The sequence below is a fragment of the Natronococcus roseus genome (genome assembly GCF_043677095.1).
Taxonomy (GTDB): Archaea; Halobacteriota; Halobacteria; order Halobacteriales; family Natrialbaceae; genus Natronococcus; species Natronococcus roseus.
This window is the reverse complement of record NZ_JBHLJR010000001.1, coordinates 583,280-607,619: the sequence shown is the minus strand read 5'-3', so window position 1 is coordinate 607,619 and position 24,340 is coordinate 583,280. Positions and strand designations below refer to the sequence as shown.

Sequence of the window (24,340 nt, the reverse complement as noted above, 5' to 3'; positions counted from 1 at the left end):
GTCAGCGCCCGTCTCGCAGAAGTATAAACTTCATGTAGTTATACAAAACCGCCACCGGTCCCGATTTCCGTCGGTTCCCTCCGACCGAGAGATAGTCACGGTACGGGGGCAATGAGAGGGTTATTCTGGAAGAAGCTCCTACTTCCACCATGGTAGAGAATAACACTCAATTGATCGACGGCGTCGGTCGCTGGGGCGGCGGCTTCACCGGCGGTCTGGCCGGCGGTATCGCGATGGGAGTGGTCCTCCATCTCGGCGGGAACCAGATCGAACTGCTCGGCGGCCTCGCGCCGATCCCGGCCGCGGACGTCGGCGCGGGCTGGACGATCCACCTGATACTCAGTGTACTGTTCGGGCTGACGTTCGCGGCGATCGTCACGAGACCGTCGATCCAGGACGTCGTCGGCAGCTTTCGGGAGTATCTCATCGCCGGAATCGTCTTCGGAACGGTCCTCGGTATCGTCGCCGGCGGGCTCATCTTCCCGCTCGCGATGACGCGGGCTGGGATCGGGGCCTTCCCCCTGCCGTTCCTTCCGGTCCCCGGGATGGCGGCGGAGCTGTTCGCAGCGCTCCTGTTCGCGGTCGGCCACCTCGTCTACGGACTGGTCCTCGGGGCGGTGTTCGCGGCCGTCAACGGGATCGCTCCCGAGGCGATCCGCGGCCGGGTCCCGGTTTCCGATCGGTAGTCCCCGGCGTCACAGACCGCCGATCGCCCCGGTCCCCGTCTCGGTGCTCACTCGTTGTCGTCCCGTTCTCTTATTATCGCTCGAGTTCGACCTCGAGAACGTCGCGTACCGGACGGCTGGCTCGAGAGGAGCATCCGTTTCTTGGCCGTGGGCTCCGCCACGGTGGTGGAAACGGACATCGACGCAGCTAACGTCGCGGCGGACTCACGATACTATGCGAATCACCGACTACGAACTGTTCGAGGTCCCGCCCCGCTGGCTGTTTTTGAAGGTGACGACGAGCGACGGCACCGTCGGCTGGGGGGAACCGATCGTCGAGGGCCGGGCGAAGACGGTCAAGACGGCGGTCAAGGAACTGCTCGAGAACTACCTGCTCGGCGAGGATCCGAGCGCGATCGAGGACCACTGGCAGGCGATGTACCGCGGCGGCTTCTACCGGGGCGGACCGGTCCTCATGTCGGCCATCGCCGGCGTCGACCAGGCGCTGTGGGATATCAAGGGTAAGCGCTTCGACGCGCCGGTATACGAGTTACTCGGCGGGAAGGCCCGCGACCGCGTGCGCGTCTACCAGTGGATCGGCGGGGATCGCCCGCAGAACGTCGCTGGCGCGGCCCGCGAGAAGGTCGAGGCGGGGTTCAGCGCGCTGAAGATGAACGCCACCCCGGAGATCCGTCCGATCGACAATCCGCGAGCCGTCGAGGATGCCGTCGACCGCATCGCGGCCGTTCGAGAGGCGGTCGGCAGCGAGGTCGACATCGGCGTCGACTTCCACGGGCGCGTTTCGAAACCGATGGTCCGTCGGCTGGCTCGAGCGCTCGAACCGTACGACCCGATGTTCATCGAAGAGCCAATTCTCCCCGAACACAACGACGCGCTCGCCGACATCCGGGCAGCGACGACGATTCCGATCGCGACCGGTGAGCGCATGTACTCCCGGTGGGATTTCAAGGAGATCTTCGAGTCGAACGCGGTCGACGTGATCCAGCCCGATCTCTCTCACGCGGGCGGAATCACGGAGGTCAAAAAGATCGCGGCGATGGCCGAAGCCTACGACGTCTCGGTGGCGCCCCACTGCCCGCTCGGACCGATCGCACTCGCCTCCTGCATTCAGGTCGACGCCTGTTCGCCGAACGCACTCATCCAGGAGCAGAGCCTGGACATACACTACAACGAGGGTGGTGACGTCCTCGACTACCTCGAGGACCCCTCGGTCTTCGAGTACCGGGACGGCTACGTTTCCCTTCCCGACGGCCCGGGCTTGGGAGTCGAGATCGACGAGGACGTCGTCCGCGAGCGGGCCGGCGACGTCGACTGGCACAATCCCGTCTGGCGCCACGACGACGGCAGCGTCGCCGAGTGGTAGTCGACGGCCAGTTTGGCCACCGGTAACGACGTCCGGTTTCTACATCGGTAGTTCATTACTTCGCCAGCGTGTGGGCCGACACATGCCACAGACCGCGATCAACCTCTACAGCGTTCGCGACCTCGAGGACTCGACGACCGACGTCCTCGAGCGCGTCGCCGGCGCGGGCTACGACGGCGTCCAGTTCGCCGGGGAGTACTCGCCGCTACACGACGATCCAGACGAGATCGTCGAAACTCTCGAGGCGTACGAACTCGAGGTCGCGCCGCCCCACGTCGGGATCGAACGTCTCGAGGGCGACTGGGACGCCGTCCACGAGGCCTACGGGCCGCTCGGGATCGAGGGCGTCGTCGTTCCGTGGCTCGACCCCGAGCAGTTCGAATCCGAGGAAGCGGTCGACGACACTGCCGAACGCCTCGACGCACTGGCCGACGAACTCGCCGCCGATGGCTGGACGCTGTCCTACCACAACCACGACCACGAGTACGTAGAGCTCGGCGAGAAGTCGGCGTTCGAGCGCTTCCTCGAGACGAGTGACGTCGGGATCGAACTCGACGTCGGCTGGGCGCTCGCCGCCGGCGACGACCCGGCCGGGCGCCTCCGGGAACTCGAGGGCCGGGTCCGGACCGTCCACCTGAAGGACATGGACGTCAGCGGGGCGGAGCCGACGTTCGCCGAACTCGGCGAGGGCGACGTCGACGTGCGGGCCTGCGTCGAGGCCGCCGCGGACGCCGGCGCCGAGTGGCTCGTCTACGAGCACGATGATCCCGCCGATCCCGCCGCGTCGCTCGAGCACGGCGCGGCGGTTCTGGACGAACTGTAGCGGGATCGGAGAACGAGGTGCCGTGCGGGCGCTCGTTTACCCGTCGCTTCCGGGAGCGATTTCGATCTCGTCGAAGCCGGCCAGATCGCCCGCTTCGGCCCGTTCGACGGCGGCCAGCGCGTCGACGTAGCCGGCGCCGACCGATTCTGCGGTGTAGTCGTCGTAGATGTCCTCGACGGCCGTCGCCTCGAGCGTCGTCAGCACGTCCATCGGGTCGGGGTACTCGCCGTGGGACTCGCGGTAGGCGTCGACGACCAGCGTCGCACAGCCCGCGGTGACGGGACAGGACATGCTCGTCCCCGACATGGGTCCGTAGTACAGCTCCTCGTCCGGCTCGGCGACGTTGAGCGGATCGGCGGGATTGAGCGTGCTCACCACGTCGCCACCCTTGGCGGCGACGCCGTTGCGATAGATTCCGAGGGGGCCGGTGATCTCGTCCTCGTCGGCTCCCTCGTACAACGCGGTGAGGTTCTCGTAGGCCGACTCGCGGTCGTAGTTGTCGTGGTCCCAGGAGCCGTCCTGCGGACGCCCGCGCGAAGAGAAGTCCGTCACCGTCCGGTCGGCATCCGTCGCCGCGACGCCGAGGACGTGGGGCGCTTTCGTGTACTGGCTCAGCGTCCCCTTCTCGGGACCGCTGTTGCCCGCCGAGAACACCGGCAGGAGTCCGTCCTCGTGGGCTTCCCAGGTGGCGACGTTCATCGGGTCCTCGGGGACGAACGGTCGGTCGTCGTCGACGGGACCGTAGGAGTTCGAGACGACCTGAACGTCGTGGTCGCCCTCGCGCTGGCGCCGGAGCAGGTCGTCGTAAGCCGCGACGGTGTAGACGACCAACAGCCCACCGGCGCCGCAGGCGTAGACCGTCAGGTCGGCGTCGGGGGCCATCCCGGCGTACTCGCCGTCGCTCTTCGAGCCGTCGCCGCCGACGCTGCCCGCACAGTGGGTGCCGTGGCCGCTGTTGTCGCTGTCGACGAGGCCGACGTCCTGCCACCACAGCGGGTCGGTGACCTCGGGGACGCCGACGTACTGGTAGTTGGCCTGCAGGTTCGCCTTGAGGTCCGGGTGGGCGCCGTCGACGCCCGAGTCGACGACGACAGTGTGGGCGCTCTCGCCGGTGTAGGCGGACTCGAGCCCCTCGCCCGCTGCCACTCGGTCCGCTCCCGTATCAGTGCGGGCGTCGTCGTTGTGGTACTCGAGTTCGTAGTTCGAGGAGACGTACCGGACTTCCTCCCAGCCCGCGACCCGCTCGATCAGCGGGCCGGTGAGTTCGGCGTAGGCCATCGGGAGGACGGCGAACGGGCCGACGAGGACGTCGAGATCGAGCAACCGGTCGGCGTCCTCGTTGGTCTCGAAGACGACGATCGTCTCCTGGCTCTCCTCGCTCTCGAGGTCGAGCGCGTCGTCGACGAGCGTGTCGCCGACGCTGGTGAGGCCCGCTATCGCGTCCCCGAGCAGTGCGTTCGCACTGCCGGTGAGTCCGATCCCGCCGACGAGCCCGGCGGTGCCGGCTCCGGCGAGGAACCGTCGACGGGTCGATGCGTCGCGATTTCGTGACGATTCGTGCGAATCTATAGCGTGATTTCGAGTCATCTCTTGATCGGTCGTCGTCGGTTCGATCTTATACGGTCCCCGCGAGGAGACGGACGGCGTCGACGGATTCGCCGTAACGAATCCCCACTGCTCGGTACTCAGCAGGGAGTACGTTCCGACACCTCCCGGGTACGATTCGTGCCGACTCCGTCGACAGGTTCCTTGTAAACAACCGTCACAAAAAGATCCCGGCTCGGTTTTCTGAATTCAATACGTTTTCCGACCGAAACGTAGTTTCAGGGATCGAAACGGTCCCACCTACTCGAGCGCCGGCGTCGTCTAACTCGTCGGATCCGTCGAGGACAACCGATGGTTGATTCATAACCGTTTATTTCGCGGAACGGTGGGTTCGCTCGTTCGGTTCGACGGGGGGAGCGTTCGGCTCGAGCGCCGGTGCCTGGTCCGGAACGTTGCACACGAGAAACATCGAGAGAACGGGCGTCAGCAGTACGCTCCCGGACGGTCTCGAGGGGCCGATCCAGTCGAGGATCCCCGTCGCTGTTCCCTCCCGAACGGGCAGTCCGATCGCGTGGGGAGATCGCTCCGAGTCAACTATTCACACAGAACAACGGTGATAGTGGATCTCATAACTAACAGGGTGACCAGTGTGGGTACAGATAGCATGAGCGAGACACCACTCGAGTATCAACGGGACGTGCTCGAGACCGTCGTCGACGAGGCGGTCAGCGAGGGGATGACGTCGGAGGCCGAGGCCGAGCAGCTACGACACCGGGTCGAGTCGCTCGAATCGATGCAGTCGGTCGATCGGCTCTGGGACGACCTCTCCCAGGAGTACGAACTGCTCGAACCGGCGTGAGCGGCTCGAGAGCGGGGAGACATCGGTCGTAGGGAACAGCAGACGCGGGCGACCTCGTCGCGGTTCGAAGCGTTTATACTCGGCAGTCCGATAGATCAGGACGACTCGCTGGGTCGCGGGCGCCGGCGGGCACCTGTTCGGTATCGACGCCCACAGGTCGGGATGTGATCCGCGGGGCCGGCCCGCTGGGTTGAACCAGGAAACGCCCGCAGTGATCACGATGGCAAAGAGCTTCTACTCTCACATCAAGGACGCGTGGAAGGACCCCGACGACGGCAAACTCGGTGAACTGCAGTGGCAGCGCAAACAGGAGTGGCGCGACCAGGGCGCGATCGAGCGAATCGATCGTCCGACCCGACTCGACAAGGCCCGCGAACTCGGCTACAAGGCCAAGCAGGGCATTATCGTCACTCGCGTCTCCGTCCGCAAGGGGACGGCCCGAAAACAGCGACACAAGGCTGGTCGCCGAACCAAGCGCCAGGGTGTCAACCGGATCGGCCGGCGCAAAAACATCCAGCGCATCGGCGAGGAGCGCGTTTCCCGGAAGTACCCCAACCTGCGGGTGCTCAACAGCTACTGGGTCGGCGAGGACGGCTCGCAGAAGTGGTTCGAAGTGATCCTCGTGGATCCCGAACACCCCGCGATCCAGAACGATGACGATCTCAACTGGATCTGCGACGACGCCCACACCAACCGCGCGTTCCGCGGCCTCACGAACGCCGGCAAGGCAAACCGCGGGCTGAACAACCGCGGCAAGGGCGCCGAGAAGGTCCGCCCGTCCAACACGGGCGGCCAGGGCCGCGCGAAGTAACGCCGGCTCGAACCCGATTTTCGATTCTTTGAACGCCGACAGCCGCGGCTCCGCGAGCGGGACGAAATCGTCCCACGATCCCCGCTCGCAGGGCGAGAATCGCCCCACTGCGTACCCGTTCGTGGGGTGTACTTATTTGGGATGAAACTGTACACCGACCCATGGCGAAACGAATCCTCGTTCCGATCGACGACTCGGACCGCTCGACACAGGCCCTCGAGTTCGCGCTCGAGGAACATCCCAAAGCGTCGGTGACGGCACTGCACGTCCTCGATCCGGGTGACTTCTACGCGGCGACGGGGATCGAGGGCGGGGCGATGGCGAACTACGACGAGATTCAGGATCATCACGAGACGCGAGCCGAGAATATCCTCGAGGACGCGGCCGAACACGCGAGTCAGCTCGGCGCGACCATCGAAACGGACAAGATCGTCGGCGGGATCTCCCGTTCGATCGTCGACTACGCCGAAGACAACGAGTTCGATCAGATCGTCGTCGGCAGCCACGGTCGAACCGGCGCCAGTCGCATCCTCCTGGGAAGCGTCGCCGAGACCATCGCCAGACGCTCGCCGGTCCCGGTGACGATCGTTCGCTGAAGTCGGCTGCTGGCGACCCGATTAGCATCGTCCTCGGTACGTAACCGAACCCGTGACTACTGTTCTCACAGGGCCGAACATACGAACCGTTAGGTGGCCCCTCGAGCAGGAGGGCGTATGGAAACCGACCCGACTCGTATCGCAATGGTGTGCGTGCAAAACGCCGGACGGAGCCAGATGGCGACCGCCTACGCCGAGCGCGAGCGCGAGGAGCGCGGCCTCGCAGACGAGGTCGAGATCGTCTCCGGGGGAACCCACCCCGCCGAGTCGGTCCACGACGTCGTCCGCGAGGCGATGGCTGAGGAAGGGTTCGACCTCTCCGACCGAACGCCACGGGAGGTCTCCGATGCGGAGCTCGAGGCCTGCGACTACGTCGCGACGATGGGCTGTTCGACCCTCGAGCTCGATGCCGACACCGACGTCCGGGACTGGGACCTCGAGGATCCACACGGGAAAGAGCTCGAGCGGGTTCACGAGATCCGTGAGGACGTGCGGGGTCGCGTCCGAGCGCTGTTCGACGAGCTCGAGGCCGAGCGAAACGAGTAGCTAGAGAGGGACGACGAGTAGTTAGACGGAAACCAGCGAACCGATCGGTGCGTCAGTCCGATCGCGGGCGCGCTCGATCCCGTCGTCGCCGGCCGCGATGAGCGCGAAGACGCCGGCGACGTCGGCGTCGGCAGTCTCGACGATGTCGAGCAGGAGCTCCTGGGTCTCGCCCGACCGGATGAGGTCGTCGACGACGAGGACGGACTCGCCCTCGTCGATCGCCGCGGCCGGTAGGTAGTAGGTCAGCTCGATCCCCGACTGGAGCCGCTCGCGGGCCTCGATGAACTCCTCGACTGCGGTTTCTTTGGTCTTCTTGGCGTAGGCACAGCGGGTACCGTAGTAGCTCGCCAGCGCGCTCGCGAGCGTGATCCCGTCGGTCGCGGCGGTCAGGACGACATCCGGACGGTCGAAATCGAAGGCGTTGGCGACGACCGGTGCGGCGAGGTCGAGAAACGGCTGGTCGAACACCGTCGCCGTGTTGTCGACGTACCCCTCGTCGTCGACGCTGATTCGGGCGTCCAGCTCGTCGGCCAGCGCCTCGCGGCCGAGGTCGTCGACGACCTCGCGGGCGCGCTCGGTGCCGGGCAGGACGTGGCCGTTGACGTACCGGTTGAGGTCGCCCGCGGGAAGACCCGTCTCGGCGGCGAGCTCGTCGTAGGTGCGCGTCTCCTTCAACATTCCCAGAACGTCGACCGCCCGAAGCTGGAGGGCGGCCTTCTCGGCGCGGTTCATACTAGTATGCACGATGCTGCAAGTATGGGTATTTCGGTCTGTTTTAGTGTGTGATAAGACCACAAACGTGGGTGTGTGGGTGCGAACGAACCAGCCGGTTTCGGCCCGAATCCGTTACCACTGCGTTGGAACGGCGTACCGGTTCGGTCTCGAGGTGCCGTCGGGCGTCCGATCAGCCCTGCAGGAAGTCGGGTTCGGACCGTTTCTCCGCGCGCTCGGCCTCGAGGTGCGCTCTGAACGCGTCGATCTCGACGTCGTACTCCTGGTCCTCGAAGCGGTCCCGGACCGAGATGTTGCCGTCGTCCTCCTCGTTGTCGCCGACGATGATCTGGTAGGGGACCCGGTCGTCGTGGGCCGCGCGGATCTTCCGTTCTAAGGTGCTGTCGCGCTGATCGACCTCGACGCGGAACTCCTCGAACTCGTTTGCGACGCGGTGGGCGTAGCCGAGGTTGTCGTCGGAGATCGGCAGCACGCGAACCTGCTCGGGCGCGAGCCACAGCGGGAACCGCCCCTCGAAGTGCTCGATGAGCATCATGAAGAAGCGCTCGTAGCTGCCGTACAGCGCCCGGTGGATCATCACGGGCTGGTGGTGGTCGTTGTCCTCGCCGACGTAGTCGAGGTCGAAGCGCTCGGGCATGTTGAAGTCGAGCTGGACCGTCGGGCCGTCCCAGGAGCGCCCGATCGCGTCCTCGAACGCGAAGTCGATCTTCGGCCCGTAGAAGGCGCCGTCGCCCTCCTCGATCTCGTACTCGTGGGCGCGGGCCTCGAGGACCTCCTCGAGCTGGTCCTCGGCGCGGTCCCAGATCTCGTCGCTGCCGACGGACTTCTCGGGTCTCGTTGCCAGCGCCATCTCGTACTCGAGGTCGAACGTCTCGAGGACCTCCGTGATCATGTCCATGATCTCCTCGACCTCGCTGCGGATCTGGTCGGGACGGATGAACAGGTGGCCGTCGTCGATCGTAAACGCCCAGACCCGCGAGAGGCCGGAGAGCTCGCCGCGCTGTTCCTTCCGATACACTTTGCCGTTCTCGGCGTAGCGGATCGGCAGATCGCGGTACGACCAGGACTGGTCCTGGAAGATGGCGGCGTGGCCCGGACAGTTCATCGGCTTCAGCCCGAACTCGTCGTCGCCGACGTCGAAGATGAACATGTCGTCGGCGTAGTTCTCGTAGTGGCCCGAACGGTGCCAGAGATCCGTCTTGAAGACGTGGGGCGTCTCGACGTAGTCGTAGCCCGCGTCTTGGTTGAGCTCCTCGACGAAGTCCTCGAGTTCCTTCAGCACCGTCTTCCCGGCGGGGTGATACAGCGGCAGTCCGGGGCCGGTGACGTCCTGAATCGAGAACAGGTTCATCTCCGAGCCGATCCGGCGGTGATCCCGTTTTTCGGCTTCCTCCTTGCGCTCGAGGAACGCCTCGAGGTCGCTCTCCTCGGCGAAGGCCGTTCCGTAGATCCGCGTCTGCATCTCGTTTTCCTCGTCGCCGCGCCAGTAGGCGCCCGCGATCTCGAGCAGTTTGACGACGCCGATCTCGCCCGTCGAGTCGACGTGCGGGCCGGCACAGAGGTCCTCCCACTCGCCCTGTTTGTAGAAGCTCACGGTGTCTCCCTCGTCGGCGAGCTCCTCGAGCAGCTCGAGCTTGTACGGTTCGTCGGCTAACCGTTCTTCGGCCTCCTCGATCGAGACGTCCTCGCGCTCGATCTCGTAGTCCTCGGCGACGATCGCCTCGATCTCGCGCTCGAGCTCCGCGAGGTCCTCCTCGTCGATCTCGAGGTTGTCGAAGTCGTAGTAGAAACCCTCGTCCGTCGGCGGACCGATCGCGAGCTTGACCTCCTCGTCGTCGTACAGCCGCTCGACCGCCTGCGCGAGGCAGTGCGAGGCCGAGTGGCGCATCACGCGCAGGTACTCCTCGGAGCCGTCGGTGACGATCTCGAGTTCGGCGCCGTCGTAGACGGGCGCCTCCTTGGCGACGAGCTCGCCGTCGAGTTTGCCGGCGGCGGTGTCGCTTCCGAGCCCGGGCCCGATCTCGTAGGCGCAGTCCTCGACCGTCGCGCCGGCGTCGACCTCGAGCTCCGATCCGTCTGGCAGTACGACCGCTATCCGTTGCTGTGAATCTGATTCTGACATGGCTGTAGTCGGTTGGGGAACTTCGGTGAGAAGTTCGGACGGGCGTCCGCGCACGCCGCTCGCTGGCGGATCGCGTCCGACACAGCGAACGGTGGGTGGTGGTTAGAAGCGGGCGAGAGCCCCTGTAAAGCGGACACCTACCATCGTGGATACGAGTTGTCTCGAGCGGGATAAAAGCGTTGTGATGGTGTGCGCTCGGATCCCACCGGGCCTCGAGCGATCGGCGTCGGTACCCGCCAACGTCGGCGAATCCGCGGACAGTCGCGTGTATTAACAGGTTTTATTCGTTAGTTATATCCTCGAGAGAGTCCAACTCTCGCCGATGGCATTTAGCGACGACCTCCTCGAGCATGGCGGTCACGTTTGGGAGGCACAGCTCGACCACCCCTTCGTGGTCGAACTTGCCGAGGGAACCCTCGACGAGGCTGCGTTCGAACACTGGGTGAAACAGGACTACCGGTACCTGCTGGACTACGCGCGGCTGTTCGCGATCGCTGGCGGCAAGGCGCGCGACGAGGAGACGATGACCCACCTGCTGGGCGTCGCCCACCAGGTGCTGGACCACGAGATGGAGCTCCACCGGGAGTTCGCCGCCGACTACGGAATCTCGGTCGAAGAACTCGAGGACGTCGAGAAGGCCCCGACCTGCGTCGCCTACACGAGCTTTCTCGTGCGAACGGCCCATGAGGGATCGATCGCCGAGATCGCCGGGGCGCTGTACCCCTGCATGCAGGGCTACCTCGACGTCGCCGAGCACATGGCCGACCTCGCCGACGGCGAGCACCGCTACACCCCGTTCATCGAGATGTACACGAGCGACGAGTTCCGCGAGGCGACCGACTGGTGTCGGGAGTTCGTCGATCGCTGCGGCGAGCGCTACCCCGGCGAGCACGAGGCGATGCGCGAGGCGTTCCTCACGAGCGCCAAACTCGAGTACCGGTTCTGGGAGATGGCGTACACGCGGGAGGGATGGGAGCTGTGACCGCCGATTCCACGCCGGCGTCCTACGACGCGTACGCCGAGACCACCGCCGACCCCCGCTTTACCGACTGGCTTCGCGAGCGCTCGGAGCCGGCCTGGACCGACGCGATCACGCACCGCTTCACGCGGGAGCTGGGCGCGGGGACGCTCGACGAGGACGTCTACGCGACCTATCTCGTGCAGGATTATGCCTTCCTCGAGGCGCTGGTGGGGACCTTCGGTTTCGCGGTCGGGCAGGCGCCGGAGATCGAGGCGAAGCGGCCATTGATCGAGTTCCTCGAGACGATCACCGGCGAGGAGAACGACTACTTCCGGCGGTCGTTCGACGCGCTGGACGTCCCCGACGGCCGGTGGAGCGACCCCGACCGTTCGCCGACCGCGGCCGCGCTGGTCGACCTGCTGGGGCGCGCGGCTCGGGAGGGCGGGTACGCCGAGACGCTGGCCGTCCTCGTTCCGGCGGAGTGGATCTACCGGGAGTGGGCCACCGCGGTCGCGACGGAGTACGGCGACCCCGATACCGAACCGCCGAGCGACGGGGCCGACCTACCGTTCTACTACGCCGAGTGGATCGACCTCCACGCGGTGGGGTCGTTCGTCGCGTTCGTCGACGAACTCCGCGACCAGCTCGATGCGATCGGGGCCGAGTGTTCGCCGCGACGCCAGCGACGAGTCGAGGAGCTGTTCCGTCGAACGGTCGACCTCGAGGTTGCCTTCTTCGAGGAGTGTTACGAGTCGGCCGAGGGCGACGACCGGAGGTAGTTCCCTCGAGATCATCCGGACCGGTACTCGTTTCCCGGTCGATCGTAACGAGTAGCGTATGACAGCTACCGCCGTCCTCTTCGATCTGGACGACACCCTCTACCCGTACGCGCCGTGTCGGGACGCGGCGCTCGAAGCCGCACGCGAAACCGCCCGCGAGCTGGGCTACGACTTCGATTCCGAGGAGTTCGACGAGTTCTACCAGACCGGTCGCCGGGAGGTCAAACGCGAACTCTCCGGTACCGCAGCCACCCACGAGCGGTTCATCTACTTCAAGCGCGCGGTGGAGGAACACACCGGCGAACCGCGAGCCGGCGACGCCCTGGCGCTGGGCGAGGCGTTCTGGGAGGCCTACCTCGAGGAGATGGAGCTCTTCCCGGGCGTCGAGGAGACCCTCGATACCCTGCGGGAGAACGGTATCGATGTCGCGATCACGACCAACCTGACGACCCGCGTTCAGCTCGCGAAAGTCGAACGGCTGGGGCTCGAGGATCACATCGACGTTCTGGTCACCTCGGAGGAGACGGGCCGGGAGAAGCCCGGCTCGGTCATGTTCACCCTGCCGCTGGCGCGGCTGGATCGGCGCGTCTCGGAGGCGGTGATGGTCGGAGACAACGTCGGGGCCGACATCGTGGGAGCAAATGCCGTGGGTCTCGAGACGGTGCTCTGGAACGCCGATCCCGACGACCCGCTCGAGGGACGGCGGCAACCCGACCACAGGATAGATGCCTTCGGGGAGCTAACGGAGCTGGTACTGTGATCCTCGAGTCCGAGCGCCGACAGGTCGTCGCACACGCCGCCGAGCTGGCCGAACTGACCCCCGCGCGGACGGGGAACCTGAGCGTCCGAGAGGGGACGGACGGCGACGCGTTCGCGATCACGCCGACCGGCGTTCCCTACGACAGCTTCGACGTCGCCGAGACGCCCGTCGTCGGCGTCGACGGCGAGCAGCGCGAGGGCGAGATGGCGCCCAGCAGCGAGGTGCCGATGCACAGCGCGATCTACCGCCGCGAGGACGTCGGCGCCATCGTCCACACCCACTCGCCGTGGTCGACGGCGCTGGCGGTCGCTCACCAGCCGCTGCCGCCGATCCACTACATGATCGTCGCGGTCGGCAAGGAGGTTCCCGTCGCCGAGTACGCCCCCTACGGCTCCGATCAGCTGGCCGCGAATATCGTCGAAGCGATGGATGAGGCGGGCTCGACGGCGTCGTTCATCGAGAACCACGGGCTCGTGGTGACGGCGCCCGACCTCGAGACCGCCCTCGAGAACACCCACCACGTCGAGAGTTTGGCTCGATTGTACCTCGAGACGCGTTCGGCTGGTCTTGAGCCCCGACGGCTCTCCGACGAGCAGTTAGAGACGGTGCTCGAGAAGTTCGAATCCTACGGCCAATAAGAGCGAACCGGGAACAGCGCCAGTCCGTCGCTATCCCCGAAGATACGGTCGGAACAGGTCGTCCTCGTGGAGGTCGGCCGGGAGCGTTTCGAACCATCGAGCTGCCTCGATCTCGCCGGGTTCGGCGCCCAGCTGCTCGGTATCGGGAATCGCCCCGTCCGCTTGAGCATCGAAGACGACGAACTGCGCCGAAAGTCGAACGGTGGTATCAGATGCAGCTTCGGAGACGTACGTCTGCTCGACGACGAGCAGCGGGTCGTCGATGGTCGCCTCGAGCCCTGTCTCCTCGCACACCTCGCGTCGCGCGGCGTCGGCGAGCGCTTCGCCCGGTTCGACCGCGCCGCCGGGGACGATCCAGCCGTCTGACCAGCGGTTCCGGACGAGGGCGATTCGGCCCTCGGCGTCGGTAACGCGGGCGGCAGCCGTCAGTCCGGGTCCCTCGACGGTCCACTCCCGAAACGAGTCCACGTTCGCAGGTGAGAGTCGGATCGTCTGTTGCTCTCGCGGAACAGAGGGCGGGACGTCGACAGTCATTCGAGATCGATTTCGAATAGAGACAAGATCAGTCCCGCTCCGCCAGTAGTTCCTCGGCCGTCACGAGCGCCTCCATCTCGAGTCCCGCCTCTTCGACGTTCTCGCGGCCTCCTTCCTGTCGATCGACGACGACCAGCGCGCGCTCGACGGTCGCGCCCGCCTCTCGCAGCGCCTCGACGGCGTCGACTAGGCTCGTTCCCGTCGTGACGATGTCCTCGAGGACGACGACCTCCTCCTCCTCCTCGAGGCGGCCCTCGACCAGGTTGGACGTGCCGTACTCCTTGCGCTGCTTGCGGACGATGACGTAGGGGGCCCCCGCCGCGACGCTCGTTGCCGCGGCCAGGGGAACCGCGCCGAGGGCGACGCCCGCGAGCTTGTCGTCGGGCTCGAGTCGCTCGGCGAACGCTTCGGCGATCGCCTCGAGACAGTCGGGGTCGGTCTCGAAGAGGTACTTGTCGACGTAGTACTCGCTCGTGCCGCCGTGGGAGAGTTCGAACTCCCCGAACCGGACGGCGTCGGCCGCGCGCAGGGCGTCGATGAGCTCCTGATTGGTCATTGCGAAAAGGGGCGCGTTCCACCGAAATAAGCGGTCTGGTCCCGAGCGCCCGACGGTTCGACTCACCCGCACCGAGTTCCGGTTCGCCGACGGTTTTGTCAGCGGGTGTCGTCGGTCGGGGTATGGACCTCGCGATCACGAACGTCCTCGCACTGACGATGCGCGATGACCGACTGGGCATCCTCGAGGACGCGACGATCGGAATCGACGGCGGTCGGCTCGCGTACGTCGGCTCGAGCGACTCGTTCGACGACGAAGCGGAGCGAACGATCGACGGCGACGGCCGCGTCGCGATGCCCGGGCTGGTGAACGTCCACGCTCACACCGACCTGACGCTGTTGCGCGGCGGCGCCCAGGACGTCCCCGAGCTCGAGTGGATGAACCGCGCGCTCGGGCCGCTGTCGGCGGCGATGGACTTCGAGGGCCGCGTCGCGGGCGCCCGTCTGGGCGTCCTCGAGGCGCTTCGATCGGGCGTAACGACCGTCGGCGAGTACGCCAGAGACGTCGAACGGCTCGTCAGCGAGGCCCACGAGCCGATGGGCGTCCGCACCGTCGCGGCGGAGACGATCAACGCCGTCGACGGCCCGACCGACGATCTGGGACCCGACGAGCCGTATCCCCTCAGCGAGGAACAGGGGTGGAGTGGGCTCGAGCGAAACGAAGCGCTGTTTGACGCCTGTGCCGACCGTGAGCGCGTCTCGGCGCTGTACGGTCCGCAGGCGCTGGACATGGTACCACAAGGGCTACTCGAGGAAATCCGCGAGCGCGCCGAGCGCCACGGTCGGGGGATACACATGCACGTCGCTCAGGGCGAGCGCGAGCAGCGCCAGATCGAAGCTCGGTACGGAACGGGCGAGACGACGGTGAGCGTCCTCGAGGATTTTGGGCTGGTTTCCGATCGTGTCCTCGCAGCCCACCTCCACGGCGCAACCGCCGAGGAACGAGCCCGCCTGGCCGATTCGGGGGTCCGGATGGCCGCGAATCCGAGTTCGATCGCCGCGATTGACGGGATCACGCCGCCGTTAGTCGAGTACCGGAACTCGGGGGGCGTCGCGGGTGTCGGCACCGACCAGGCGCCGGGACCCGGTGGCCACGACTTCCTCCGGGAGCTACGGACGACGGCGCTGCTCGCGAAAACGAAGCGAGCCGATCCGACGGCGTTTCCGGCCTGGGAGGCCCTCCGGGTCGCGACGATCGAGGGCGCCCGTGCGCTGGGGATCGGCGAGCAGGTCGGGTCGCTCGAGGAGGGGAAGCGAGCCGATATCGTCCTGCTGGATCTCGAGCACCCCTCGACGGCGCCGACGGTGACCGAGCCGCTGCACACCGCAGTGCCGAACCTCGTCTACGGGGCGAACGGGGGCGTCGTCGACACCGTGCTGATCGAGGGCGACGTCGTCCTCGAGGATGGGGAGCTTCGGACCGCCGACGAGGAGGCGATCCTCGAGGAAGCGAACGAGCGCGCAACCGACGTGTTCGCTCGAGCCGGCGACGAGTGGCGAAAAGCCGACTCGGAGCTCGTCGGTGCGGTCGAGGAGGGGTGGCTGTAACGGCGGATCCTGGCCGTGGAACTCGTGTTCAGTGTCGGTCGACTGTCTATCTCGGTAGTAAGTAACTGTACTGTCCTGACGGAAATTATTTATATCTATGCTATAACTGATGATATATGTCTTCCAGAACCGCACCGAGAGAACTCCCTTCCGAAATAGGTGCGGGAGTTGCTGTCGTGCTGTTTGCGATTCTTGCATATGCGTTGCTAACCGGACAGATTTTCCTGGGGCTGTTCGGCGTAGTTATCATCGGACTCTCGGTCTATCTTCTGTATCTGTTTTATCGGCTAGTAGTTGCTGTCGAGGAAATCGCTCGGAAACTGTGACGCGGTCTCGACTACGAACAGCAATCCGCAGTACGATGACTGGTACTACTCGAGCACCGTCTGGGGTCGCTTGAGGTACATCTCCTGGTCGACGACGCGCTCGTAGATCTCATAGAGGGTGTCGATCGCCGCCTCGTCCGGCGAGAACTGGATGTGCACCACCGAGCGGTAGGCCCGACAGGTCGTCAGGAAGAAGTACAGCGTCTTGTGGTGTTTCGGGGTCGCGTCGACGACGCCGACCGACTCGCCCGACAGGTCGTCCGAGAAGTCGTTGAGCATCGCCGCGACCTCGTCGACGAGCTGTTCGTCGGGGCGGTACACCGGCGTGCCGAACGTCTGCTCGAGGAATCGGGTGGTCGACTTCAGAAACGGATTCGAGTCGAGCCCGGTCGGGTCGACCGCGGCGAAGGTGTCGTACAGCTCGAGCAAGGTCCGTAGCTCCTCGCGGGTGACCGCGATCGGCATGACCGGGTCTCCCTTGGGAAGCGAGTAGTCCGGAAAGCTGTGGCCTCCGGGGTCGGGGAGCGCCGAGAGCGTGTCGTCGATGCCCATACTCGACCCACAACGCGCGCTCCCTAACCGTTTCCGGGCGTCCTCGGCTCGAGCAGAAGGATAGGATCGGTCCCTCCTCGTTCGCGTTTCGCGGTTCTCACTCACTTCGGGCTCGCGGGTCACGTTCGTTCCCCGCTCGCTCCGCGATTCTCACTCACTTCGTTCGTTCCGAATCGCGCTCGTTCCGAACCGCGCTACTCGTACCCCTCGTAGAACCGATCCATTCGCGCGGCCATGACGAAGTCCGTCTCCCGGAGCCCGTCGATCTTGTGGGTCCACAGCTCGATCACGACCTCGCCCCACGAGAGGTGGATGTCGGGGTGGTGGAACTCCGCCTCGGCGAGTTCGCCGACCTCCTTCGTGAACTCGAGGGCGTCCCGGAAATCCTCGAACTCGTAGGTAGCCTTCAGGTGGTGTTCGTCGACGATCTCCCAGACGTCCCGATCGAGGTCCTCGAAGAGGGGGATCAGTTCCTCGCCCTCCAGGGGGTCCTCGTCGCCGGTGCAGGCGGTACACTCCCGATCCGCGAGTTGGGTTTCTGCCATACGCGACCGTACGGGCTCCCGCCCCATGTACCTGATCGACACACCCGTCGACGACGACTCGAACCGTACACAGTTACTGTAATCATCATACACAAATTTTTTATCTCGGCTGCACGACCTCCTCAGTAGAGCCCACATGTCCCAGGAGATCTTCGACGAACGGGAGTACGAACGCCGGCTGTCGCGGACCAGGGAACGGCTCCGCGAGGAGAACCTCGACGCGATCGTCGTCTCCGATCCGGCGAACATGAACTATCTCGCGGGGTACGACGGCTGGTCGTTTTACGTCCACCAGGCCGTCGTCGTGACGGCCGAGCGCGAGGAACCGGTCTGGGTCGGCCGCGAGATGGACGCCGGCGGCGCACGAGCGACGACGTGGCTCTCCGAGGAGAGCATCCGCTCCTACAGCGACGACCACGTCCACTCGCCCCACGACCTCCACCCGATGGACTACCTCGCGGGGGTCCTCGAGGAACTCGAGGTCGCCGACGGCCGGATCGGCCTCGAGATGGACGCCGCCTACTTCACCGCGAAGTCCTACACGCGTCTGCAGGAGAATCTCCCCGAGGCCGAGTTCGAGGACACCACCCTGCTCGTGGGCTGGGTCCGCATCAAGAAGTCCGATCGGGAACTCGAGTACATGCGCCAGGCCGCTCAGATCTCCGAGAACGCGATGCAGGCGGGGATCGACGCGATCGGCGAGGGGGTCCCGGAGTACGAGGTCGCCGCCGAGATCTACGACGCCCTGATTCGAGGTACGGACGAGTTCGGCGGGGACTACCCCGCGATCGTCCCGCTGATGCCCTCCGGCGATCACACCGACACGCCCCACCTCACCTGGACCGACCGCGAGTTCGAGGACGGCGACCCCGTGATCATCGAACTCTCGGGCTGTCGCCACCGGTATCACTCCCCGCTGGCCCGGACGACGTTCGTCGGGGATCCGCCCGCCGAACTCGAGGAGGCCGCCGACATCGTCGTCGAAGGGATCGAGGCCGCCCTCGAGGTCGCCGAACCCGGCGTCACCTGCGAGGCCGTCGAGGAGGCCTGGCGTGAGACCATCGCCCAGTACGGCATCGAGAAGGAGGATCGCATCGGCTACTCGATGGGACTGGGCTACCCCCCGGACTGGGGCGAACACACCGCGAGCATCCGGCCCGGCGACGAGACGGTGCTCGAGGAGAACATGACGTTCCACATGATTCCCGGCATCTGGACCGCCGAAGTCGGAATGGAGATCAGCGAGACCTTCGTCGTTACCGACGACGGAGTCGAAACCCTTGCAGGGTTCCCGCGAAAACTGTTCACAACGTAAGACTCATGACAACGACACCACCCGAGCAGGACAACGATTCAGGAGAAAGCGACCTCGATTCGGCGCTCGTGACGGCTCGCCGCCAGTTAGAGCGCGCCGCGGCCCACGTCGACGTCGAGGACGGCGTCGTCGAACGACTCAAACACCCCACGCGAGTCGAGCAGGTCTCGGTTCCGCTCGAGCGCGACGACGGCTCCGTCGACGTCTTCACGGGGTACCGCGCCCAGCACGACGACGTTCGCGGCCCGTACAAGGGCGGGCTGCGCTATCACCCGGAGGTCAACGCCGACGAGTGTACCGGCCTCTCGATGTGGATGACCTGGAAGTGCGCCGTGATGGACCTCCCCTTCGGGGGCGGGAAGGGCGGCATCTCGGTCAACCCCAAGTCGCTGAGCAACGACGAGAAGGAACGGCTCACCCGCCGGTTCGCGGAGGAGTTGCGGTACGTCATCGGCCCGACGCGGGACGTTCCGGCGCCCGACATGGGTACCGACGCCCAGACGATGGCCTGGTTCATGGACGCCTACTCGATGCAACAGGGCGAAACGATCCCCGGCGTCGTCACCGGAAAGCCGCCGGTCGTCGGGGGAAGTTACGGCCGCGAGGAGGCGCCCGGCCGCTCGACGGCGATCGCCGCCCGCGAGGCCGTCGACTACTACGACATGGACCTCGAGAACACCTCGGTCGCTGTCCAGGGATTCGGCAGCGTCGGCGCCAACGCGGCTCGCCTGCTCGAGTCGTGGGGCGCCGACGTCGTCGCCGTCAGCGACGTCAACGGCGCGATCTACGACCCCGACGGGCTCGATATCGGCGCGATCCCGACTCACGAAGAGGAGCCCGAGGCCGTCCTCGAGCAGGACGCCCCCGAGACGCTCTCGAACGAGGAGATTCTCGAACTCGACGTCGACGTCCTCATTCCGGCGGCGATCGGGAACGTCATCACCGCCGACAACGCCGACGACATCGCGGCCGACATCGTCGTCGAGGGCGCGAACGGGCCGACGACCTTCGCCGCCGACACGATCCTCGAGGAACGCGGCGTCCACGTGATTCCGGACATCCTCGCAAACGCGGGCGGGGTGACGGTGAGCTACTTCGAGTGGCTCCAGGACATCAACCGCCGCAAGTGGAGCCTCGAGGAGGTCAACAAGGAACTCGAGTCGAAGATGCTCGATGCCTGGGAGGAGGTCCAGACGGAGGTCGAGGAGAAGGAGCTGTCCTGGCGTGACGCCGCCTACGTCGTCGCCCTCTCGCGGATCGCGGAGGCGAAGGCGACGCGCGGACTCTGGCCCTGACTATCGGAAGCAGTCGACGAGCGTCCCCGTCGAGACGGGATCCGGCGTCTCCGTCTCGCTCGGGACGGAGCCCGACGGTCCCAGCGAGAGGCCCGTTCTGACGGCGGCCGTCTCGTCGACGGCGTAGACGGCCCCGCCGTAGCCGTCGGCCGTCGCCCACGGCTCACCGTCCTCGTCCACGCCACCTGGCGTCTCCGCGTACCGCACGCGGACGACGTGAATCTCGTCGTACCAGTCGAACCGTCTGACGTCGTCGAACTCGATCGAGTAGTCGACGACCCGTTCGGGTCGATCGCGAGAACAGCGAGCGTCGTTCCCGGCGTACGCACGCTCGTGGTCGCGGACGAACGCGACGACGCCGTCCCCATCGAAGGTGATCGGCGGATCGGGGTACGGTTCCGTCTCGGCACCGTCGGCCGTCTCGGTGCTGTCGTCGGCTCGTTCGATTTCGACGTTCTCGAGGTCACACGCCGGCCGCGACGCCTCCTCGCAATCGAAGCGCTCCGCCAGCGAGTCCTCGGCACCGCGTCCGTGGGGATCGCCTAGCACGCCGGAGGAGACGGCGCCCACGCCGATCATTCCGAGGAGCACACGGCGTTTCATAGAGGGTGTCCGGCGGAGCTTGGTAAATACTTTCTCCGTATCGGCCACCGAAAGAACCGGCGGCACCGACGACATCGACGGCACTGGCCCGCGCTGGTGTCGGCTCAGTCGTCCCTGTACCGGCCGATCTCGACGAGGTTTCCGTCCGGATCCCGGACGTACACCGACTCGAGGCGACCGACGGTGCCGGTTCGCTCGACCGGCCCCTCGACGATTTCGACGTCCCGATCGCGGAGGCGGCGTTCGACGTCCTCGATCGGCGTCTCGGTTAGCAGGCAGAAGTCGCCCGCGCCGGGGTTCGGTGCCGCGGCGACGTGCTCGACGTCGGTGTCGACGGGGTGGAGGTTGATCTTCTGATCACCGAAGCGCAGCGCCTTGCGCTCGCCCGTTCGGCCGTCGTCGAAGGTGACGACCTCGGCACCGAGCGCCTCGTAGAAGGTGCAGGTTCGCTCGAGGTCCGAGACGGTGAGCACGAAGTGATCGATCCCGGTGAGGTTCACGGTCGTTCGCCTCCGACTGACTGGTACATACTCGGTCCTTCGCGGGTGCGACGGATAGTCCTCCCTACGTTGGTCGCGCTTCGCGGATACCGGTCCTCCCGGAGAACGGCGATGAAATCGAAGGGGTTTCAGAGATTACCGCGAGAGTGCCTCGGAAACCTTCTCGATCGGGTGGGGCGGTTCCTCGTGACCGTCGTAGCCCGCAATCTGACTCCGACAGGACGCGCCGGGGGCGACGACGGTCTCGCCGTCGCTGCCCGCGATCTGCTCGAGGAGAACGTCGCCGATCTTCCGGCTCAGCGAGTAGTGTTCGGCCTCGTAGCCGAAGGAGCCGGCCATCCCACAGCAGCCCGAATCGAGGGCGTCGACCTCGTAGCCGACCGTTTCGAGGACGCCGGCCGCGTGGCCGTCCTTCTTCGTCGCCTTCTGGTGGCAGTGGCCGTGGTAGGTCAGGGACTCACCAGACGCTGCGGTCGGCAGCCGATCGACCAGGTCGAACCGCTCGAGATACTCCATGACGCCGTAGGTGCTTTCGGCGACGGCTTCGACGTCGGGACCCGCGAGCAGATCCAGATAATCGGACTGGAGCATGACGGCGTCGGAGGGCTCGACGACGACGACCTCCCAGCCGTCCTCGACGTACGGGGCGAGCGCCTCGACGTTCGTCCGCGCGCGCTCGCGGGAGACGTCGAGAAAGCCCTTCGAGTGGGCCGGACGACCGGTCGCCGTCACGTCCTCGGGGATTCGGACGTGGACGCCCGCGGTCTCGAAGACCTGCACCGTCGCCTTCCCGGCCCGCGGGTGGTTGTAGTTGGTGTAGGCGTCGGGGACGAGCAGCACCTTGCGGTCGGCCTCTACAGGGTCGACCCGCGATCCTCGAGCGTCGAACCAGTCCTCGAGCGACTGGTCGGCGAACGAGGGGAGGTCGCGCTCGCGGGCGATTCCGAGGGTCTTCTCCGCGACGACTCCCGATCCGGGCAGCGATGCGGCCCAGTTCGAGACGGGCGCCAGCGCGGAGCCGACGGCGTTGAGCCGATCGACGTTCGCGAACAGGCGCTCGCGAAGTCCCGCACCGTGTTCCTGGTGGGCGGCGTGTTCGACCTCGGCTTTGAGCTTGGCCATGTCGACTTCGCTCGGGCAGTCCCGGGCACAGCCCTTGCAGCCGATACAGAGGTCCATGATCTCGGCGAGGAACTCCGTGTCGGTGGCCTCGGCCTCGAGGTCGCCGCTCATCGCCTGGCGGAGCATGTTCGCCCGGCCCCGCGTACTGAGACTTTCCTCCTCGGCCGCGCGGTAGGTCGGACACATCACGCCGCCGGTAGTCTCCTGGTCGCTGCGACAGCCCCCGCAGCCGTGACAGAGCTCGGCCATCCCCTGGAACCCGTTTTCGTTCTCCCAGCGCAGGGCGGGCTCGAAACCGGCCTCGAACTCGTAGTCGGGGTCGAACCGCAGGTGCTCGGTCATCCGGTGGTCGCCACAGACCGTCCCCGGATTGAGCAGCCAGTCGGGATCGAACGCCGACTTCAGATTGCGGAAGAGCGCCCAGACGTCTTCGCCGTACAGCTTGCGGTTCCACTGGGTTCGGGCGTGGCCGTCGCCGTGCTCGCCAGAAACGGAGCCGCCGTACTCGACGACCAGATCCGTCACCGCGTCGGCGAGGGACTCGAACTCCTCGAGCCCGGCCTCGCTTTTCGTGTCGACCAGCGGGCGCATGTGCATACAGCCCGGCCCCGCGTGGGCGTAGAAGCTCGCAAAGGTGTCGTGGTCGGCGAGCACCTCCTTGAAGTCGGCGACGTAGTCGGCGAGGTTCTCGGTCGGGACCGCGGTGTCCTCGATGAACGAGATGTGTTTGGCGTCCGACGTACGGGAGAGCAGGATCGGCGCCGCGCTCTTGCGAAGCTTCCAGAGCTCGGCGCGCTCGTCGGGCGCGTGGGCCTCGAGCGCGTCGAAGGCGCGGACGGGGTCGCCGGAGGCGGTCGCGTTCCCCGCGTCGTCCGCGTCGTCCTCGTCCGCGGTCGGATCCGGGACGATCTCGTCGGACAGCCGATCGGCCAGCAGGTCGGCGACCTGCTCGCGACCGTGGTCGTCGTCCTCGGCGTAGAACTCCACGAGCAGTGCGGTTTCGGTGCCCGCGGGAAGCTGTGCGACGACGTCGGCGAACTCCTCGGTCCGCCCGGCGAGGTCGATCAGCACGTCGTCGATCGCCTCGATCGCCGCCGGATCGTGGCTCCGGACGATGGTGTCGACGTCGGCCATCGCCTCGAGCAGGTCCTCGTAGGTCAGCAGGGCGACCGACGTGGTCTCGGGGATCGGCTCGAGGGAGACCTCGACCTCCGTGAGCACGCCCAGCGTCCCCTCGCTGCCCGCGAAGACCCGTGCGAGGTTGACCGTCGCGTCGGGGTCGGGTTTGCCGTCGATCTCGACGGAGTCGCCGCTGTTCTCGTCGAAGGCGTCGGGACGGCCGTAGGCCTCCGCGACGAGCCGATCGAGGTTGTACCCCGAGACGTTGCGTTTCAGTTGCGGGTACGCCGCGGCGATCGCCTCGCTCTCCTCGTCGATCACCCGTCTGAGGGCCTCGTAGATCCGTCCGAGCAAATCCCCGTCGGGATCGGCCCGCTCGCGCAGCGTCCCAACCGTGACCTCGCCGAAGCGCTCGACGGAGCCGTCCGCGAGGACGACCTCGCAGGCCTCGACGTAGGCGTCGGTCTTGCCGTACTGCAGCGAGTGGGCGCCCGTCGAGTTGTTGCCGACGGCGCCGCCGATCGCGCTGCGGTTTCCCGCGGCGGGGTCGGGCGCGAACTTCAGCCCGTGGGGCTCGAGCTCGTCGTTGAGTTCGGCGAGGACGGCCCCCGCCTGCGCGGTCGCCCGGCGCTCGTCGGGATCGATCTCGAGGAGGTCGCCCATGTGAGTCGTGAAATCGAGAACGACGGCCTCGTTGACCGCCTGGCCCGCGAGGCTCGTTCCCCCGCCCCGCGGCAACACCGGGATCTCCCGGTCAGCGCAGTAGGCGACGACGCTCGCGACGTCCGCGGTCGATCGTGGCAGGACGACGCCGATGGGCGTCATCTCGTAGGCGCTGGCGTCGGTCGCGTACAGCTGGCGGCTGTACTCGTCGAAGCGGACCTCGCCGTCGATCCGCCGCCGGAGGTCGGAGACGAGTCTCGGGCGGTCGATCCGACCGCCGACGTAGTCGTAGTCCGCCCGCGAGTCGGCGGCGGGATCCTCGGCTCGAGGATCGTCGGGCGGCCCTAGCTGCACGTCCTCGGGCGCCGCGGTCTGATCGCTGTGGTCGGTCGTCGTTCGATCGCCGTGATCGGTCGTCGACCGGGTGTCGTCGCTGGCCATG

At 66.3% G+C, this 24,340-nt stretch carries 25 protein-coding genes; 15 read left to right on the top strand and 10 right to left on the bottom strand.

The window, feature by feature from the left end:
* Positions 1-149 precede the first annotated feature (149 nt).
* The 3 genes from ACFEMD_RS03125 to ACFEMD_RS03115 all read left to right on the top strand — a co-directional run bounded on the left by ACFEMD_RS03125 (position 150) and on the right by ACFEMD_RS03115 (position 2,872).
* A complete protein-coding gene (locus tag ACFEMD_RS03125; protein ID WP_394739429.1) occupies positions 150-686 on the top strand; it encodes a hypothetical protein in 537 nt (178 codons plus the stop codon).
* Between the two features lie 214 nt (positions 687-900).
* Positions 901-2,049: a galactonate dehydratase gene (gene dgoD / locus ACFEMD_RS03120; protein WP_394739428.1), complete on the top strand. Its 1,149-nt coding sequence runs from the start codon at positions 901-903 to the stop codon at positions 2,047-2,049.
* An 82-nt stretch (positions 2,050-2,131) separates the two neighbouring features.
* On the top strand, positions 2,132-2,872 hold the full coding sequence (locus tag ACFEMD_RS03115; RefSeq protein ID WP_394739427.1) for a sugar phosphate isomerase/epimerase family protein: 741 nt from the start codon (positions 2,132-2,134) through the stop codon (positions 2,870-2,872).
* A 36-nt stretch (positions 2,873-2,908) separates the two neighbouring features.
* Here the strand turns inward: ACFEMD_RS03115 and ACFEMD_RS03110 are convergent, their stop codons facing one another.
* Positions 2,909-4,459 (bottom strand): S8 family peptidase, encoded by a 1,551-nt coding sequence (locus ACFEMD_RS03110; RefSeq protein ID WP_394739426.1) that lies wholly within the window; start codon positions 4,457-4,459, stop codon positions 2,909-2,911.
* A gap of 622 nt (positions 4,460-5,081) precedes the next feature.
* Here ACFEMD_RS03110 and ACFEMD_RS03105 point away from each other — a divergent pair.
* From ACFEMD_RS03105 to ACFEMD_RS03090, 4 genes are all read left to right on the top strand, one after another.
* Positions 5,082-5,276, top strand: coding sequence for a hypothetical protein (locus ACFEMD_RS03105; RefSeq protein WP_394739425.1), 195 nt, complete (start codon positions 5,082-5,084; stop codon positions 5,274-5,276).
* 220 nt (positions 5,277-5,496) lie between these two features.
* Positions 5,497-6,087, top strand: coding sequence for a 50S ribosomal protein L15e (locus tag ACFEMD_RS03100; RefSeq protein ID WP_005556697.1), 591 nt, complete (start codon positions 5,497-5,499; stop codon positions 6,085-6,087).
* Positions 6,088-6,248: 161 nt separating this feature from the next.
* Positions 6,249-6,683: a universal stress protein gene (locus ACFEMD_RS03095; RefSeq protein WP_394739424.1), complete on the top strand. Its 435-nt coding sequence runs from the start codon at positions 6,249-6,251 to the stop codon at positions 6,681-6,683.
* Between the two features lie 117 nt (positions 6,684-6,800).
* Complete coding sequence (locus ACFEMD_RS03090; RefSeq protein ID WP_394739423.1) at positions 6,801-7,229, top strand: arsenate-mycothiol transferase ArsC; 429 nt, start codon at positions 6,801-6,803, stop codon at positions 7,227-7,229.
* Between the two features lie 21 nt (positions 7,230-7,250).
* Here the strand turns inward: ACFEMD_RS03090 and ACFEMD_RS03085 are convergent, their stop codons facing one another.
* The gene (locus ACFEMD_RS03085) at positions 7,251-7,961 is read right to left on the bottom strand and encodes a phosphoribosyltransferase family protein (RefSeq protein ID WP_394739422.1); all 711 of its coding nucleotides are present in this window, start codon (positions 7,959-7,961) and stop codon (positions 7,251-7,253) included.
* A 172-nt stretch (positions 7,962-8,133) separates the two neighbouring features.
* A complete protein-coding gene (thrS, locus tag ACFEMD_RS03080; RefSeq protein ID WP_394739421.1) occupies positions 8,134-10,083 on the bottom strand; it encodes a threonine--tRNA ligase in 1,950 nt (649 codons plus the stop codon).
* Positions 10,084-10,405: 322 nt separating this feature from the next.
* On the opposite strand from thrS, the gene tenA reads away from it, so the two are divergent.
* From tenA to ACFEMD_RS03060, 4 genes are read left to right on the top strand one after another with little or no spacing between them, the layout of a single operon-like run.
* Positions 10,406-11,065, top strand: coding sequence for a thiaminase II (gene tenA, locus ACFEMD_RS03075; RefSeq protein WP_394739420.1), 660 nt, complete (start codon positions 10,406-10,408; stop codon positions 11,063-11,065).
* On the top strand, positions 11,053-11,823 hold the full coding sequence (locus ACFEMD_RS03070; RefSeq protein ID WP_394739419.1) for a TenA family protein: 771 nt from the start codon (positions 11,053-11,055) through the stop codon (positions 11,821-11,823). Before tenA ends, ACFEMD_RS03070 begins: the two co-directional genes overlap by 13 nt.
* 58 nt (positions 11,824-11,881) lie before the next feature.
* A complete protein-coding gene (locus ACFEMD_RS03065; protein WP_394739418.1) occupies positions 11,882-12,583 on the top strand; it encodes an HAD family hydrolase in 702 nt (233 codons plus the stop codon).
* Positions 12,580-13,221 carry a class II aldolase/adducin family protein gene (locus ACFEMD_RS03060; RefSeq protein WP_394739417.1) on the top strand — a complete coding sequence of 214 codons (642 nt, stop codon included), beginning with the start codon at positions 12,580-12,582 and terminating at the stop codon, positions 13,219-13,221. The genes ACFEMD_RS03065 and ACFEMD_RS03060 overlap by 4 nt, the downstream gene beginning before the upstream one ends.
* Before the next feature lie 30 nt (positions 13,222-13,251).
* Here the strand turns inward: ACFEMD_RS03060 and ACFEMD_RS03055 are convergent, their stop codons facing one another.
* Positions 13,252-13,755: an NUDIX hydrolase gene (locus ACFEMD_RS03055; RefSeq protein ID WP_394739416.1), complete on the bottom strand. Its 504-nt coding sequence runs from the start codon at positions 13,753-13,755 to the stop codon at positions 13,252-13,254.
* Positions 13,756-13,783: 28 nt separating this feature from the next.
* Positions 13,784-14,311, bottom strand: a complete 528-nt coding sequence (gene pyrE / locus ACFEMD_RS03050) for an orotate phosphoribosyltransferase (RefSeq protein WP_394739415.1) — start codon at positions 14,309-14,311, stop codon at positions 13,784-13,786.
* Between the two features lie 122 nt (positions 14,312-14,433).
* On the opposite strand from pyrE, the gene ACFEMD_RS03045 reads away from it, so the two are divergent.
* Positions 14,434-15,858: an amidohydrolase family protein gene (locus tag ACFEMD_RS03045; RefSeq protein WP_394739414.1), complete on the top strand. Its 1,425-nt coding sequence runs from the start codon at positions 14,434-14,436 to the stop codon at positions 15,856-15,858.
* Positions 15,859-15,974: 116 nt separating this feature from the next.
* Positions 15,975-16,184, top strand: coding sequence for a hypothetical protein (locus ACFEMD_RS03040; RefSeq protein ID WP_394739413.1), 210 nt, complete (start codon positions 15,975-15,977; stop codon positions 16,182-16,184).
* Positions 16,185-16,229: 45 nt separating this feature from the next.
* Here the strand turns inward: ACFEMD_RS03040 and ACFEMD_RS03035 are convergent, their stop codons facing one another.
* Together ACFEMD_RS03035 and ACFEMD_RS03030 are read right to left on the bottom strand one after the other, a co-directional pair.
* Complete coding sequence (locus tag ACFEMD_RS03035) at positions 16,230-16,736, bottom strand: hypothetical protein (protein ID WP_394739412.1); 507 nt, start codon at positions 16,734-16,736, stop codon at positions 16,230-16,232.
* 194 nt (positions 16,737-16,930) lie between these two features.
* Positions 16,931-17,281, bottom strand: coding sequence for a 4a-hydroxytetrahydrobiopterin dehydratase (locus ACFEMD_RS03030; RefSeq protein WP_394739411.1), 351 nt, complete (start codon positions 17,279-17,281; stop codon positions 16,931-16,933).
* A 136-nt stretch (positions 17,282-17,417) separates the two neighbouring features.
* Here ACFEMD_RS03030 and ACFEMD_RS03025 point away from each other — a divergent pair, with 136 nt between their 5' ends.
* Together ACFEMD_RS03025 and gdhB are read left to right on the top strand one after the other, a co-directional pair.
* Complete coding sequence (locus ACFEMD_RS03025; protein WP_394739410.1) at positions 17,418-18,596, top strand: M24 family metallopeptidase; 1,179 nt, start codon at positions 17,418-17,420, stop codon at positions 18,594-18,596.
* A gap of 5 nt (positions 18,597-18,601) precedes the next feature.
* Complete coding sequence (gdhB, locus tag ACFEMD_RS03020) at positions 18,602-19,891, top strand: glutamate dehydrogenase GdhB (RefSeq protein ID WP_394739409.1); 1,290 nt, start codon at positions 18,602-18,604, stop codon at positions 19,889-19,891.
* On the opposite strand, the gene ACFEMD_RS03015 is transcribed toward gdhB, so the two are convergent.
* The 3 genes from ACFEMD_RS03015 to ACFEMD_RS03005 form a co-directional block, all read right to left on the bottom strand.
* The gene (locus tag ACFEMD_RS03015; protein WP_394739408.1) at positions 19,892-20,494 is read right to left on the bottom strand and encodes a hypothetical protein; all 603 of its coding nucleotides are present in this window, start codon (positions 20,492-20,494) and stop codon (positions 19,892-19,894) included.
* A gap of 104 nt (positions 20,495-20,598) precedes the next feature.
* Positions 20,599-20,994 (bottom strand): VOC family protein, encoded by a 396-nt coding sequence (locus ACFEMD_RS03010; protein WP_394739407.1) that lies wholly within the window; start codon positions 20,992-20,994, stop codon positions 20,599-20,601.
* Between the two features lie 135 nt (positions 20,995-21,129).
* Positions 21,130-24,339: an FAD-binding and (Fe-S)-binding domain-containing protein gene (locus ACFEMD_RS03005; RefSeq protein ID WP_394739406.1), complete on the bottom strand. Its 3,210-nt coding sequence runs from the start codon at positions 24,337-24,339 to the stop codon at positions 21,130-21,132.
* Position 24,340 lies beyond the last annotated feature (1 nt).

Excerpts from the sequence above, each read along its gene's own strand:
- ACFEMD_RS03090 (WP_394739423.1), top strand. The coding sequence starts at position 6,801 with ATGGAAACCGACCCGACTCGTATCGCAATGGTGTGCGTGCAAAACGCC.
- ACFEMD_RS03065 (WP_394739418.1), top strand. The coding sequence starts at position 11,882 with ATGACAGCTACCGCCGTCCTCTTCGATCTGGACGACACCCTCTACCCG.
- ACFEMD_RS03005 (WP_394739406.1), bottom strand. The coding sequence starts at position 24,339 with ATGGCCAGCGACGACACCCGGTCGACGACCGATCACGGCGATCGAACG.
- tenA (WP_394739420.1), top strand. The coding sequence starts at position 10,406 with ATGGCATTTAGCGACGACCTCCTCGAGCATGGCGGTCACGTTTGGGAG.
- ACFEMD_RS03035 (WP_394739412.1), bottom strand. The coding sequence starts at position 16,736 with ATGGGCATCGACGACACGCTCTCGGCGCTCCCCGACCCCGGAGGCCAC.
- dgoD (WP_394739428.1), top strand. The coding sequence starts at position 901 with ATGCGAATCACCGACTACGAACTGTTCGAGGTCCCGCCCCGCTGGCTG.
- ACFEMD_RS03055 (WP_394739416.1), bottom strand. The coding sequence starts at position 13,755 with ATGACTGTCGACGTCCCGCCCTCTGTTCCGCGAGAGCAACAGACGATC.
- thrS (WP_394739421.1), bottom strand. The coding sequence starts at position 10,083 with ATGTCAGAATCAGATTCACAGCAACGGATAGCGGTCGTACTGCCAGAC.
- ACFEMD_RS03085 (WP_394739422.1), bottom strand. The coding sequence starts at position 7,961 with ATGAACCGCGCCGAGAAGGCCGCCCTCCAGCTTCGGGCGGTCGACGTT.
- ACFEMD_RS03015 (WP_394739408.1), bottom strand. The coding sequence starts at position 20,494 with ATGAAACGCCGTGTGCTCCTCGGAATGATCGGCGTGGGCGCCGTCTCC.
- ACFEMD_RS03115 (WP_394739427.1), top strand. The coding sequence starts at position 2,132 with ATGCCACAGACCGCGATCAACCTCTACAGCGTTCGCGACCTCGAGGAC.
- ACFEMD_RS03025 (WP_394739410.1), top strand. The coding sequence starts at position 17,418 with ATGTCCCAGGAGATCTTCGACGAACGGGAGTACGAACGCCGGCTGTCG.
- ACFEMD_RS03110 (WP_394739426.1), bottom strand. The coding sequence starts at position 4,459 with ATGACTCGAAATCACGCTATAGATTCGCACGAATCGTCACGAAATCGC.
- ACFEMD_RS03030 (WP_394739411.1), bottom strand. The coding sequence starts at position 17,281 with ATGGCAGAAACCCAACTCGCGGATCGGGAGTGTACCGCCTGCACCGGC.
- ACFEMD_RS03045 (WP_394739414.1), top strand. The coding sequence starts at position 14,434 with ATGGACCTCGCGATCACGAACGTCCTCGCACTGACGATGCGCGATGAC.
- ACFEMD_RS03105 (WP_394739425.1), top strand. The coding sequence starts at position 5,082 with ATGAGCGAGACACCACTCGAGTATCAACGGGACGTGCTCGAGACCGTC.
- ACFEMD_RS03095 (WP_394739424.1), top strand. The coding sequence starts at position 6,249 with ATGGCGAAACGAATCCTCGTTCCGATCGACGACTCGGACCGCTCGACA.
- ACFEMD_RS03100 (WP_005556697.1), top strand. The coding sequence starts at position 5,497 with ATGGCAAAGAGCTTCTACTCTCACATCAAGGACGCGTGGAAGGACCCC.
- ACFEMD_RS03040 (WP_394739413.1), top strand. The coding sequence starts at position 15,975 with ATGTCTTCCAGAACCGCACCGAGAGAACTCCCTTCCGAAATAGGTGCG.
- ACFEMD_RS03125 (WP_394739429.1), top strand. The coding sequence starts at position 150 with ATGGTAGAGAATAACACTCAATTGATCGACGGCGTCGGTCGCTGGGGC.
- gdhB (WP_394739409.1), top strand. The coding sequence starts at position 18,602 with ATGACAACGACACCACCCGAGCAGGACAACGATTCAGGAGAAAGCGAC.
- ACFEMD_RS03070 (WP_394739419.1), top strand. The coding sequence starts at position 11,053 with ATGGGAGCTGTGACCGCCGATTCCACGCCGGCGTCCTACGACGCGTAC.
- pyrE (WP_394739415.1), bottom strand. The coding sequence starts at position 14,311 with ATGACCAATCAGGAGCTCATCGACGCCCTGCGCGCGGCCGACGCCGTC.